The following is a 12349-nucleotide window of genomic DNA, read 5'->3' on the forward strand; positions in this document are numbered from 1 at the left end:
CAAGTCTCTCTTGAAGGTTAAGTCCAACAAATTGCCTTGGTGTTCGTTATCAGTTTTAACGCTATCAAAATGGGAAGGAGCAGCATGAGCGCAGAAAAACTATACAGTGAAAAAGAGCTAAGTTGGTTATCGTTTAACGAGCGCGTGTTGCAAGAAGCGAAAGATAAAACCGTCCCCCTTATCGAACGCATCCGCTTTCTTGGTATCTTCTCTAATAACCTAGATGAATTTTATAAAGTGCGCTTTTCTGATGTGAAGCGTCGTATCATCATTGCTCAAGAGCAGGGCAAAGACGATAACTCCAAGCACCTACTGTCCAAGATGCAATCGAAAGCACTCAAGCTCAACCAAGAGTTTGATGAGCTGTATAACGAGCTGATCCTTGAGATGGCCCGTCGCCGGATCTTCTTGGTTAATGAAAACCAGCTGACTGAATCGCAGCAAAAGTGGATTAAGAAGTACTTTAAAAAAGAGGTTCAGCCACATATCTGCCCGCAGTTCATCACCAAAGACACTGATTTGATTCAGTTTCTCAAAGATGAATATGCCTATATCTCAGTCGAGCTCAAAAAAGGTGACGAGCGTCAGTACGCCCTGATTGAAATCCCAACCGATCAATTGCCGCGCTTTGTGATGGTACCAGAGCAGAAGGGCAAACGCCGTAAGACGATTATTCTGCTCGATAATATTATCCGCTACTGTCTCGATGAGCTGTTTGATGGCTTTGTTGAGTATGACGAGCTTCAGGGCCACTCGATGAAAATGACCCGTGACGCTGAATATGACCTGAGCAATGAGGTCGAGCATAGCCTGCTTGAGCAGATGTCAGAGGGTATCGATCAGCGCCTCAGCGCCATGCCGGTACGCTTTGTATACGAGCGCACCATGCCGCAAGATATGCTTGAAATGCTGCGCGATAAGCTACAAATCTCAAACTATGACAGCCTAATTGCTGGCGGCCGTTACCACAACTTTAAAGATTTTATTGGCTTCCCTAATGTTGGTCGTGATTATCTCGAGAATAAGCCACTACCACCAATGACCTGTGCAGACTTTGAGGGCCACAAGAACGCCTTTGACGCTATTCGCGCCAAGGATATCTTGCTCTACTACCCGTATCACACCTTTGATCACATCACAGAGTTGGTGCGTCAGTCCTCGTTCGACCCTAAAGTGCGAAGCATCAAAATCAACATCTACCGCGTGGCCAAAGACTCACGCCTGATGCACTCGCTGATTGATGCGGTGCACAATGGCAAACAGGTAACCGTGGTGGTTGAGCTTCAGGCGCGCTTCGATGAAGAGGCCAATATCGAGTGGGCAAAAGTCCTGACCGATGCTGGCGTGCGGGTTGTGTTTGGTGCACCGGGCCTGAAAATCCACTCAAAACTGCTGCTCATCAGCCGTCGCGAAGACAATGAGATTGTCCGCTACGCGCATATCGGCACCGGTAACTTCCACGAGAAAACCGCGCGTATCTATACCGACTTTTCTCTTTTGACCGCTGATGCCGAAATCACCAATGAGGTGCGTAATGTGTTTGACTATATTCAAAACCCTTACCGCCCAGTGAAATTCAACCAACTGATCGTTTCACCGCGTAACTCTCGTAAGCAACTGTATCGCTTAATTGATGGAGAGATTGCCAATGCCAAAGCCGGCAAAAAAGCAGGCATAACTCTTAAAGTCAACAACTTAGTAGACAAAGGTCTGGTGAATAAGCTGTATGGCGCAAGCAATGCCGGCGTTGAGATCAAGATGATCATTCGCGGCATGTGCTCTTTGGTGCCAGGGGTTGAGGGCATCAGTGACAACATCAAAATCATCAGCATCGTTGACCGCTTCCTTGAGCATCCGCGCGTGATCATCACTGAAAATGACGGCGATCCTCAAGTGTATATCTCATCGGCGGACTGGATGACGCGCAATATTGATCACCGGATTGAGGTGGCGGCACCGGTTAAAGATCCTGAGCTAAAACAACGTATTATTGACATCATTGACATCCACTTTACTGATACCGTAAAAGCGCGTGTTATCGATAAAGAAATGACAAACAGTTACGTTGCTCGTGGTAATCGCAAGAAAGTTCGTTCACAATTAGCGATATACGACTACCTTAAACAGGTCGAGAAACAAACGAGAAAGAAGCAGCAGAGTCTGTCACAAGCGCATGAGTCAAAACCAATCTAATACTCCGCCCCCTGGCCGCGATATCGCGGCCATCGATTTGGGCTCCAACAGTTTCCACATGGTCGTGGCGAAAGTCGTCGACCAGGATCTGCAACTTGTCAGCCGCCACAAGCAACGGGTGCGTCTGGCTAACGGCCTTGATAGTCACAAAAACCTCGACCACGCCTCGATGGAGCGTGGTCTCGAGTGTCTTGCCATGTTTGCGGAACGCCTTGAGGGCTTTGAGGCGAAAAATGTCCGAATTGCCGCCACGCATACCCTGCGCCAAGCCGCTAACGCGCATATTTTTATTGAGCGAGCGCGCCAAGTGTTGCCCTACCCGATCGAGATCATTCCTGGTGAAGAAGAGGCACGCCTAATCTATATGGGCGTTGCCCACACCCAGATTGAATCAGACACCAAGCTGGTGATTGATATTGGTGGGGGAAGTACTGAGCTTATTATCGGTACTGAGTTTGAACCTCAGCTGGTTAACAGCACGCAGATGGGTTGCGTGAGCTTTAACAATGCCTACTTTGCCAATGGCAAGCTATCGAAAAAGAATTTTGCTAAGGCGTCGATCGCCGCACAGCAGCGACTCGAGCCTATCTCACGTAAGTATCGCAAACACGGTTGGAACATTGCTCTGGGCTCGTCGGGAACCATCAAGGCGGTCAGAGAGGTATTAATCGAGCTTGGTTATGTGGATGGTCGCATCACGCTCAAACGCCTCGACAAGCTCATCGACACCTTGTGCCAGTGGGATAAGGTTGAGGACATAGACCTCAATGGTCTTAATCCTGAGCGCAAGCCGGTGTTTGCCGCGGGTGTAGCGATCTTGCATGCGATCGTCAAAGATCTAGATATCGAAACCCTGCACTTCTCTGAGGCGGCGCTGCGTGAGGGGCTACTCTACGAGATGGAGGAGCGGTTTAAGCGCTCAGATATCCGTATGCGCACCACCGAAAGCCTAGCCAAGAAACACCGCGTCGACTTTGACCATGCAGAAGCCGTTAGCCAAACCGCGATGCAACTGCTCAAGCAAGTCAATGGTGACTCTGGAGTCAGTAAAAAAGGTGAGCTGGTGGATATGCTGCGCTGGGCCGCGCTACTGCACGAGGTTGGACTGAGTATCAGTCTCCAAGGTTTCCATCGCCACTCGGCCTATATCCTGCGCCACACCAATATGCCCGGCTTTAACCAAGAGCAACAGCGCGTCCTCTCAACCCTGGCCCGTTTCCAGCGCAAGGCGCTTAAGCTCAATGAGATGGAGTCGTTCACCCTATTTAAACGCAAGCACATCATCATCTTGATCCGCCTGCTACGCCTAGCCGCCGTACTCAACGGTCAACGCAACGAAGGTCCGCTACCTGAGCTCACCCTCAAAGCCGATGGCGATGAATGGACGCTAAGCTGCGACGACCCCAACTGGCTAGAAACCAACAAACTGCTTCATGCCGATTTGCTCACAGAGCAAGGTTATTGGGCTTCGGTGGAGTGGCAATTGGAATTCGACGCTAACGCTTGAATTCAGAGGCGAGAGGCGAGAGGCGAGAGGCGAGAGGCGAGAGGCGAGAGGCGAGAGGCGAGAGGCGAGAGGCGAGAGGCGAGAGGCGAGAGGCGAGAGGCGAGAGGCGAGAGGCGAGAGGCGAGAGGCGAGAGGCGAGAGGCGAGAGGCGAGAAAATTTTCCAACCTCTGCCGACGCTGTCAAGTGCTTCACCACCTCGAGCGAAGCGTTCTCGCAGTGAAACGATCTCGCCTCTCGACTCTACAAGCGTAAGCCGACCTTCTCCAACTCCTGCTGAGCAATCTCCCCGCCTACCGACAGATAACCATCCTCTTCAACCAGCGCTTGGCCGTTGTGGGAGAAGATAAAGCGCAGGAACTCCTGCTCTATTGCGCGCAGGGGCTTTTCGGGGTGCTTGTTGACGTAGATATACAAGAAACGCGATAACGGGTACTGACCCGAGAGAATATTATCGTGCGTTGGGGCAATATAGTCGTTCCCTTTCGCCGCGACAGGCACTAAACGGGCGCCAGACACTTGATAGCCAATTCCGGAGTAGCCGATGCTGGAGATTGACGAGCTGACCGACTGTACGACCGATGAAGAGCTGGGCTGCTCGTTAACATTGGCCTTAAAGTCACCACCGCACAAGGCATTGGCTTTAAAGTAACCATAGGTGCCGGAGACGGAGTTTCGGCCAAACAGCTGCATGTGTCGCTCTGCCCAGCGATAATTAAGTCCCAACTCAGACCAGCGCTGAACTTGGCTGACTGAGCCACAGCGGAGAGTCACCGAGAAAATGCTGTCGAGCTGAGCAAAGTTCAGGCCCTGAACTGGGTTATCTTGATGAACAAAGATACCAATCGCATCAATCGCCACACGCAGCTTAGTCGGTGGATAGCCATGTTCGCGAATAAACGACTCGACCTCGCGCGTGCGCATCACTCGGCTCATCGGTCCGATTTGCGCCGTGCCCTCAATCAGGGCTGGAGGTGCAGTTGATGAGCCAGAGGCCTGGATCTGGATATTGGCGCCCGGATACAGGCGACCGAACTCCTCGGCCCATAAGGTCGTCATTCCGGCTAGGGTGTCCGAGCCGACAGAGATTAAACTGCCAGAGATCACCCTCTCTTTCTGGTACTCCACCAGCTTGGGCTTAGCCAAGCTTACAGGAGTGCAAAAGGTGGCGCTGAGCGCCACCAGAATAGTTGGGATGGATAGAACGCTTCGACTACGCAATGAGACGCACCGGAAGGGTAAATGCAAACTCACTGCCCTCGCCGACCTCGCTTTGGATAGTAAGGTGTGAGTCGTGGTGATTAAGCGCGTGCTTAACAATCGCCAATCCCAAGCCACTGCCGCCGGTATCTCGGGAGCGTGCCTTATCGACACGATAGAATCGCTCCGTCAAGCGGTGCAGGTGCTGCGGCTCGATACCATCGCCGGTATCACGCACGCTTAGGTGCGCACCTTGACTGTCCTTATACCAGCTGACATGGATCTCACTGCCATCTGGCGTGTACTTCACCGCGTTGTAAACTAGGTTTGAGATCGCGCTGCGTAGCTGATCATTGTCGCCAAACACTTTGAGTGCCGTGTCGACATTGAAATGCAGCTTGTGCTCGCGATTGCCACTGAGACTGATCGCCTCTTTCTCCAGCACCTCAAGCATACTAGGCACATCAACCACCTCATCGAGCTCAACATGGCTAGAGGCCTCAATCTTAGACAGCGTCAGCAATTGCTCAACCAGGCTATTCATGCGGCTAAGCTGCTCGGTCATCACACCATGCGCCTTAGGCCACATTGGTCCCACAACCATGTCAGGATCAGCCGTCATCTCAAGGTAACCCTGAAGCACCGTCATTGGCGTGCGCAGCTCATGCGAAACATTGGCAAAGAAGTTGCGGCGCATACCCTCAAGCTGCTTGATCTGGCTGACATCACGCACAACCATCAAAAGTTCACCCTCGGTGTAAGGCACGATACGCAGCTCGAGGATCCGCTCAACATTTAGTGGTGAGCGCATCTCTAAAGGCTCAGAGAAGTTGCCCTTATTAAGGTACTTGATAAAGTCCGGGGTACGGATCAAATTAGTTATCGGTTGCCCAGTATCATCAGGCCAGCGAAAACCGAGCAGGTGCTGAGCTAACTTGTTACACCAAACAATATTCCCTTCGCCACGAAACACCACTACCGCATCGGGCAGCGACTCGGCACCGTTACGGAAACGGCGGATCAGATTGGTCAGCTCTTTGCGCTTGCGACGCGTGCGCTGCTGCATGCGGTACACACCGTTGAACACCCCTTCCCAAGGGCCAGAGCCCGCCGGTGGTGTCAGGCGCTTATCATCATAGAGCCACGCCGAGAAGCGCACCAGATTGTTTAGATTCCAAAGCAACAAAACCGCGGTTGCCAAAAACAGCAGCCACGGCATATAACCAAAGATTGCCCCGAGGATCACCCACGGGCTATAAAAAAAAGCCAGCACCCATGCCAGCTTCTTCCACGTCAAACGTTCTACCACTTATGTCTCCAAGTGTGTTTACGCTTTTGTTGAGAAACGGTAGCCCGCGCCTCGAACAGTTTGGATCAGCTTATCGTGACCTGCAGTCTCAAGCGCCTTACGCAGGCGACGAATGTGCACATCCACCGTACGGTCTTCCACGTAAACGTTGGTGCCCCAGACGTTGTTCAGCAGCTGTTCACGGCTGTATACGCGCTCTTGGTGCGTCATAAAGAAATGCAGCATCTTAAACTCAGTTGGGCCCATGTCGATAGGATCTTCACCCGAGGTCACGCGGTGAGAAACTGGGTCTAGCTTAAGACCTTGCACGTCAATCACTTCTTCAAGTGCGGTTGGCGTAACGCGGCGGATCACCGCTTTAAGGCGTGCCACCAGCTCTTTTGGTGAGAATGGCTTGGTGATGTAGTCATCAGCGCCGACTTCAAGGCCGCGCACTTTATCTTCTTCTTCACCACGTGCGGTTAGCATCACCACCGGAATGTTGCGCGTCAACTCTTCACGCTTCATGTGCTTGATAAAGTTGATACCGCTGCCACCAGGGAGCATCCAATCTAACAAGACAAGATCAGGGTACGGTTCAGCCAATTTGTCCACTGCGGTATCGTAATCTTCCGCTTCAACAGCTTGATAGCCTTTCTGTTCAAGTACGAAGCACAACATCTCGCGAATTGGAGCTTCATCCTCAACCACCAGGATCCTTCTAGACATGTTTGAATAACCTTATAACTGAATTATTTCTAGGGTGAAACACCCTGCAACTGTGAGCATTATTACCATTCATTATGACACTTTTGTGACCCTTGCAAACAAATTTTAATATAACTGTCTCTGCAAGTTCATCTATGCCATCGTCTCAGCTAAGTGTTTGAACCAATGTCATGAAATGACCCGAATTGCACTTAAGAGCATACTGTATACCTGACCCGTTTTTCACAAATCTACTAGGACAAAGCGACATAAAAGCCCTATTATTGGAGCCCCATTTCAGAGACTGAGAACAACTATGTGGTTTAAAAACTGCCTTGCTTATCGTTTTAACCGTGACATTACCTTTAACGCTGAACAGTTAGAACAACAACTTCAAGAGTTCCGCTTCACCCCGTGTGGAAGCCAAGACAAACAGAAATTCGGCTGGGTACACGCGCTGGGCAAACATGGCGACATGATGACTCACGTTTCTGAGAACCGCATCCTGATCTGCGCCAAGAAAGAAGAAAAGATGTTGCCTGCCTCAGTGATCAAAGACTCGCTTGCGGCCAAAGTCGATGCACAAGAAGCGCAGGAAGGTCGTCCTCTCAATAAAAAAGAGAAGGACAACCTGAAAGATGACATCATCATGGATCTGCTGCCACGTGCCTTTAGCCGCAGTGCCCTTACCTACGTGCTGATCATGCCCAAAGAAGGTTTTGTTCTGGTCGATGCAGGCAGCAGCAAGAAAGCGGAAGATGTGTTAGCCCTACTGCGTAAAACCATGGGTAGCCTACCTGTTGTTCCAGCGCTGCCTGAAAAACCCATCGAAAACACCCTCACTGAGTGGATTAAAAGTGGCGACACCCCAGCGGGCTGGCAGATGCTCGACGAGGCTGAGCTTAAGTCGGTGTTGGAAGAAGGCGGTATTATCCGTTGTAAGAAACAAGAGCTGACTACAGATGAAATTCGCGCGCACATCGAATCAGACAAGATGGTGACTAAGCTGGCACTTAACTGGCAGGATCGCCTTGAGTTTGTCTTAGCCGAGGACGGCAGCATCAAGCGTCTGAAATACTCTGATGAGCTCAAAGATCAAAACGACGATATTCCACGTGAAGATCAAGCGGCACGCTTTGATGCCGACTTCTCTCTCCTGTGCGGCGAGTTCAGCGCGTTTCTACCAAGCCTATTTGAAGCGCTCGGTGGTCTTAGCCAGCCAAACGCTTAAAAAAGGGGGGCGAGGCGCGAGTTACACTTCGTTCCGGGGTACGAGTTGTCTATCTCTCGTATCCCTGTATAGCGCCTCTATATCAGTTCATACCAATCGGTATTGAACTAATTATTCAGGACTTGAGTCAACCCGCCCTGATTGCCCTTACCTGTTCGCTCACTTCAATTGCTATACTTTTAGCGCTATCTCGCGTAAAATTTGCGCCCCGGATCCCATTGGGTGGGATCGGCCTGACTTGTGATCAGAAACTAGAGAATTGAAGCAATGACAACTCAAACCCCTTTTGTACCGGAGCTTTTGTCTCCAGCTGGTAGCCTTAAGAACATGCGTTACGCATTTGCCTATGGAGCGGATGCTGTCTATGCAGGCCAGCCTCGTTACAGCCTGCGTGTGCGCAACAACGAGTTTAACCACGAGAACCTGAAAATTGGTATCGACGAGGCGCATGCGCTGGGTAAAAAGCTGTATGTGGTATGTAATATCCAACCACATAACTCAAAGCTAAAGACTTTTATCCGCGACCTTAAGCCCGTGGTCGAAATGGGTCCAGACGCGCTGATCATGTCAGACCCAGGTCTTATCATGATGGTACGTGAGGCCTTCCCTGAGATGCCTATCCACCTCTCGGTTCAGGCTAATGCAGTCAACTGGGCAACGGTTAAGTTTTGGGCGACCCAAGGGGTTGAGCGCGTGATCGTCTCGCGCGAGTTGTCATTAGAAGAGATCGAAGAGATCCGCAAAGAGTGTCCAGAGACTGAGATCGAGGTCTTTGTCCACGGCGCGCTCTGTATGGCCTACTCGGGTCGTTGCCTGCTTTCTGGTTACATCAACAAGCGTGACCCAAACCAAGGTACCTGCACCAATGCTTGCCGCTGGGAGTACAAGGTTGAGCAAGGCACAGAGAGTGACTCTGGTCAGATCGTTGAGAAATTCACACCAGAAGCTCAAACGATTGAAGTTGCCGATGAGCGCCCTGAGACCACTATAGGCCGTGGCAAACCAAGCGATGAGGTCGTCCTACTGTCTGAAAGCCACCGTCCAGAAGAAAAAATGGCAGCGTTTGAAGACGAGCACGGCACCTACATCATGAACTCTAAAGACCTGCGTGCCATTCAGCACGTCGAGCGCCTGACGAAAATGGGTGTACACTCGCTGAAGATTGAAGGTCGCACTAAGTCATTCTACTACTGTGCACGCACCGCGCAGGTTTATCGTAAAGCCATCGATGATGCCGTGGCTGGTCGCCCGTTTGATGAGTCATTGATGACCACCCTAGAGAGCCTTGCACACCGTGGTTATACTGAAGGTTTCTTGCGTCGTCATACTCACGATGCTTACCAGAACTATGACTACGGTTACTCTGTATCTGATGCGCAGCAGTTTGTTGGTGAGTTCACTGGCAAGCGTCGCGGCGCGATGGCTGAGGTTGAGGTGAAGAATAAGTTTGTGGTTGGCGATACGCTTGAACTGATGACACCAAAAGGTAATGTGGTATTCACGCTGGAAGCGATGGAAAACCGCAAATCAGAGGTGATTGACGATGCCAAAGGTAACGGTCACTTTGTTTATATCCCAGTACCTGAAGACTTGGATCTTGAATTTGCCCTGCTGATGCGTAACCTAGACTCAGGTCAGGATACTCGCAACCCAACGGGTAAGTAACATGGCACTGCTGATCACCGATAAATGCATCAACTGCGATATGTGTGACCCTGAGTGCCCGAACGGTGCCATCACCATGGGCGACTCGATCTTTGAGATCGACCCGGTGCTGTGTACCGAGTGTAAGGGGCACTATGACAAGCCAACTTGTCAGTCGGTGTGTCCAATCACTAAGTGCATTATTACCGATCCCAACCATGTTGAGACCGAAGAGCAGCTACTTGAGAAGTTCGTCATTATCCAAGGTCTTGCTGAATAATTGCGTGTGCTCAAATAGAAAAAGGCTCATCACGGATGAGCCTTTTTTGTACCTGCCCTGCGTTATTTTCTGCTAATCGTTATCGATAGGTCGGCTGGTGACATAGTTTACAGATTGATATGAGCGGCTTATGTACCAGAGACGCTCTTTGCGATCGGAAAGATGTTGCAGTAGAGCTCTTTTTCATACTGATGCTCCAACTGCTCACGCCAATTTACTGCTTGGCTGACTGGCAGCAGGAAGAAGTCTTCGCGAGACATATCCGTCACGAAAGCAAATCCGTGCTGCATCATCTCAAAGTGAACATCATGCACAAACCCCATGGTAAAGCGGGTCCGCCCCGTCAGATGGCTGACATCCTTTCTCGACATTGTGATGGCCTTGGTCTCGTTTCCGTAACGCGCCTTTAACCACCCAGCAAATTCTTTTGCACAAACCATAGTCATGGGATTGTCCTCAAGTTAATGAATCGATAGGAAGTAAGCCTTTCCTGCCTATCAACTCCTCACCTAATTCACCTCAATGGATAACCAATTCTCTACCTGGCCATTGTTAATTATTTATAGCGGTCAAGTCACAGGGTCTAGATACTGACCCATGGGCTCGCCGTATGGGGTAACAGAGTTAAACAATAAGGTGCTGATTTTTTAGTTTCATTTTAACATTAGGAAATGATCGAAAATTTCTCCATGGCAAAATTGTCTCTAATTTGAACACCTTGAAATATTTTTTTACTCAGTTACCCGCAATCAATGCCTGACACTGGGGCGGCATAATCTTTTTGTAATCACGCTTAGGACTTTTTTTTGCGGTTGACTTGGGGCGAACTACCGGCAGTGACTGAGGAAACCAACTGTCAAGTTCAGCCCCACAGCCACTGCCCTGCGGCGGTGGTCGCTGGGCACGACAATTATGACTCCCCTCCGGGCAATGTAGGCGCACATGCATGTGATAATGATGTCCCCACCACGGACGCACCTTACGCAGCCAGTCCTGATCCTCTCCAGCTTCTAGGCACAACTGCTTTTTTATCACTGGATGAACGAAGATACGTGCAACTTGCTTGCTGTTTGCAGCGATGCGAAACAAAGTCAGGTGCGAAGGCTGCCAATGTTCTGATTGAATCGTGTAGTAATCGAGATCAACCAAACTGACTGGCTGGGGCGAGGCAAGCTGCTCTTGCTGCCAAGGCTTGGCATTCATTTGCAACCAAATATCAATATCGAGACCGGTTTGGTGGCTGGTGTGGCCACTAGAGAACCGCCCACCGCGAGGTAAGGACATATCCCCTACAAGCAGACTTAACTGAGTCTGTGCATAAACCTGTTTGGCCAGAGACTCGACAAAGCCCACCGCTTCTGGGTGAGCGAAATTACGCCGCATTTGACTTCGCAGCACCTGATACCCTTCACCATCCACCGGCAAAGCCTGAGCGCCGATGACACAGCCGTTTGCATAAGTACCGATAGACTGGGCAGGGTCACCGGTTGGTGAGATAGCCAACTCCCAAGGCGAGGCGTAGCTATACAATGAAATAAACGACAAAGAAATAGACGCAGAAAAAGCCAATAACCATCCACTAGCACACTTACCCATCGCCCCCTCCTTGGCCTATAACGGTTTGGTGATGTCCCCTTATCATAGTCGTTTACGCTGGTAAGTGCGGTGAAGATAACTGCGACATCCACTGCTTTGCTGCGTAATTAGTGGCAATGATTATACAGTCTTATCTCAGATACCCTGAACTCGGTGGTGAGCAAAGTTATGGTCAGTGATACCAACTGAACACTACGCGATAGGGTAAAAAATTAATCTTGAACGCTATAAATCTATTTTAAACTCGACGTGAGTACGGATGCGGTTGAGAACCCGTCCATTGGACTGCATTTCGCTATGTTGCAGTCGCTCTGCAGTGAGGGTCTGCTGATGAGGTGAGAAGACAAGTTCTGGAGAAAAGTAGCTGCTACCGAGGTGCTGAACCTTAGCCCGGCGCAGGTGAAGATTGGCTTTGAAGTGAAATGCCGAGTCAAATTCAATATGAAAGTCACCGACATCGATACTCCCACGTCCATAGCTAACCACATTCTCAGCAGTCGACTTGCGCAGGCTGTCACGATAGTTGTCTGCGCTGATGCGGTTATATCTCTCATCGACTTTGAGGCGATAATATACCTCACCAACCCCATGACCGTTGTCACGGAACTTGGTGATAGTCACACCGCTCATGGTAAAATGCCCCTCGAAGGCATGCATCGAGGGGCTTAGCACCATCCAGAGGATAGCTAGGACAAATCGCATGG

General features: G+C 50.4%; 11 protein-coding genes. 5 read left to right on the top strand and 6 right to left on the bottom strand.

What is annotated here, in order from left to right:
- Nucleotides 1-84 precede the first annotated feature (84 nt).
- Nucleotides 85-2193 carry a polyphosphate kinase 1 gene (ppk1, locus tag ACZ5R2_RS14955; protein ID WP_464900125.1) on the top strand — a complete coding sequence of 703 codons (2109 nt, stop codon included), beginning with the start codon at nucleotides 85-87 and terminating at the stop codon, nucleotides 2191-2193.
- Nucleotides 2174-3700 carry an exopolyphosphatase gene (gene ppx / locus ACZ5R2_RS14960; RefSeq protein WP_464900126.1) on the top strand — a complete coding sequence of 509 codons (1527 nt, stop codon included), beginning with the start codon at nucleotides 2174-2176 and terminating at the stop codon, nucleotides 3698-3700. Before ppk1 ends, ppx begins: the two co-directional genes overlap by 20 nt.
- A 241-nt stretch (nucleotides 3701-3941) precedes the next feature.
- Here ppx and ACZ5R2_RS14965 read toward each other — a convergent pair whose 3' ends face one another.
- Genes ACZ5R2_RS14965 through phoB form a run of 3 tightly spaced genes read right to left on the bottom strand, consistent with a single transcriptional unit; the run spans nucleotide 3942 to nucleotide 6915 of the window.
- On the bottom strand, nucleotides 3942-4886 hold the full coding sequence (locus tag ACZ5R2_RS14965) for a PstS family phosphate ABC transporter substrate-binding protein (RefSeq protein WP_464902383.1): 945 nt from the start codon (nucleotides 4884-4886) through the stop codon (nucleotides 3942-3944).
- A gap of 25 nt (nucleotides 4887-4911) precedes the next feature.
- Entirely contained in the window at nucleotides 4912-6207 is a 1296-nt protein-coding gene (gene phoR, locus ACZ5R2_RS14970; RefSeq protein ID WP_438460254.1) for a phosphate regulon sensor histidine kinase PhoR, read from the bottom strand.
- 18 nt (nucleotides 6208-6225) lie between these two features.
- The gene (phoB, locus tag ACZ5R2_RS14975) at nucleotides 6226-6915 is read right to left on the bottom strand and encodes a phosphate regulon transcriptional regulator PhoB (RefSeq protein ID WP_438460253.1); all 690 of its coding nucleotides are present in this window, start codon (nucleotides 6913-6915) and stop codon (nucleotides 6226-6228) included.
- Nucleotides 6916-7210: 295 nt separating this feature from the next.
- Here phoB and rdgC point away from each other — a divergent pair, with 295 nt between their 5' ends.
- The 3 genes from rdgC to ACZ5R2_RS14990 all read left to right on the top strand — a co-directional run bounded on the left by rdgC (nucleotide 7211) and on the right by ACZ5R2_RS14990 (nucleotide 10049).
- Nucleotides 7211-8125: a recombination-associated protein RdgC gene (gene rdgC / locus ACZ5R2_RS14980; RefSeq protein WP_464900127.1), complete on the top strand. Its 915-nt coding sequence runs from the start codon at nucleotides 7211-7213 to the stop codon at nucleotides 8123-8125.
- A gap of 267 nt (nucleotides 8126-8392) precedes the next feature.
- On the top strand, nucleotides 8393-9790 hold the full coding sequence (trhP, locus tag ACZ5R2_RS14985) for a prephenate-dependent tRNA uridine(34) hydroxylase TrhP (protein WP_464900128.1): 1398 nt from the start codon (nucleotides 8393-8395) through the stop codon (nucleotides 9788-9790).
- A 1-nt stretch (nucleotide 9791) separates the two neighbouring features.
- Complete coding sequence (locus tag ACZ5R2_RS14990) at nucleotides 9792-10049, top strand: YfhL family 4Fe-4S dicluster ferredoxin (protein WP_438460248.1); 258 nt, start codon at nucleotides 9792-9794, stop codon at nucleotides 10047-10049.
- Between the two features lie 128 nt (nucleotides 10050-10177).
- On the opposite strand, the gene ACZ5R2_RS14995 is transcribed toward ACZ5R2_RS14990, so the two are convergent.
- The 3 genes from ACZ5R2_RS14995 to ACZ5R2_RS15005 all read right to left on the bottom strand — a co-directional run bounded on the left by ACZ5R2_RS14995 (nucleotide 10178) and on the right by ACZ5R2_RS15005 (nucleotide 12347).
- On the bottom strand, nucleotides 10178-10495 hold the full coding sequence (locus tag ACZ5R2_RS14995; protein WP_464900129.1) for a hypothetical protein: 318 nt from the start codon (nucleotides 10493-10495) through the stop codon (nucleotides 10178-10180).
- A 289-nt stretch (nucleotides 10496-10784) separates the two neighbouring features.
- Entirely contained in the window at nucleotides 10785-11645 is an 861-nt protein-coding gene (mepA, locus tag ACZ5R2_RS15000) for a penicillin-insensitive murein endopeptidase (protein WP_464900130.1), read from the bottom strand.
- Nucleotides 11646-11870: 225 nt separating this feature from the next.
- Entirely contained in the window at nucleotides 11871-12347 is a 477-nt protein-coding gene (locus tag ACZ5R2_RS15005) for a hypothetical protein (RefSeq protein ID WP_464900131.1), read from the bottom strand.
- Nucleotides 12348-12349 lie beyond the last annotated feature (2 nt).

This window comes from Vibrio sabulosilitoris (assembly GCF_055391395.1).

Coding starts and splice junctions, on each gene's coding strand:
- ppk1 (WP_464900125.1), top strand. CDS start 85: ATGAGCGCAGAAAAACTATACAGTGAAAAAGAGCTAAGTTGGTTATCG.
- ppx (WP_464900126.1), top strand. CDS start 2,174: ATGAGTCAAAACCAATCTAATACTCCGCCCCCTGGCCGCGATATCGCG.
- phoB (WP_438460253.1), bottom strand. CDS start 6,915: ATGTCTAGAAGGATCCTGGTGGTTGAGGATGAAGCTCCAATTCGCGAG.
- rdgC (WP_464900127.1), top strand. CDS start 7,211: ATGTGGTTTAAAAACTGCCTTGCTTATCGTTTTAACCGTGACATTACC.
- trhP (WP_464900128.1), top strand. CDS start 8,393: ATGACAACTCAAACCCCTTTTGTACCGGAGCTTTTGTCTCCAGCTGGT.
- ACZ5R2_RS14990 (WP_438460248.1), top strand. CDS start 9,792: ATGGCACTGCTGATCACCGATAAATGCATCAACTGCGATATGTGTGAC.
- ACZ5R2_RS14995 (WP_464900129.1), bottom strand. CDS start 10,495: ATGACTATGGTTTGTGCAAAAGAATTTGCTGGGTGGTTAAAGGCGCGT.
- mepA (WP_464900130.1), bottom strand. CDS start 11,645: ATGGGTAAGTGTGCTAGTGGATGGTTATTGGCTTTTTCTGCGTCTATT.
- ACZ5R2_RS15005 (WP_464900131.1), bottom strand. CDS start 12,347: ATGCGATTTGTCCTAGCTATCCTCTGGATGGTGCTAAGCCCCTCGATG.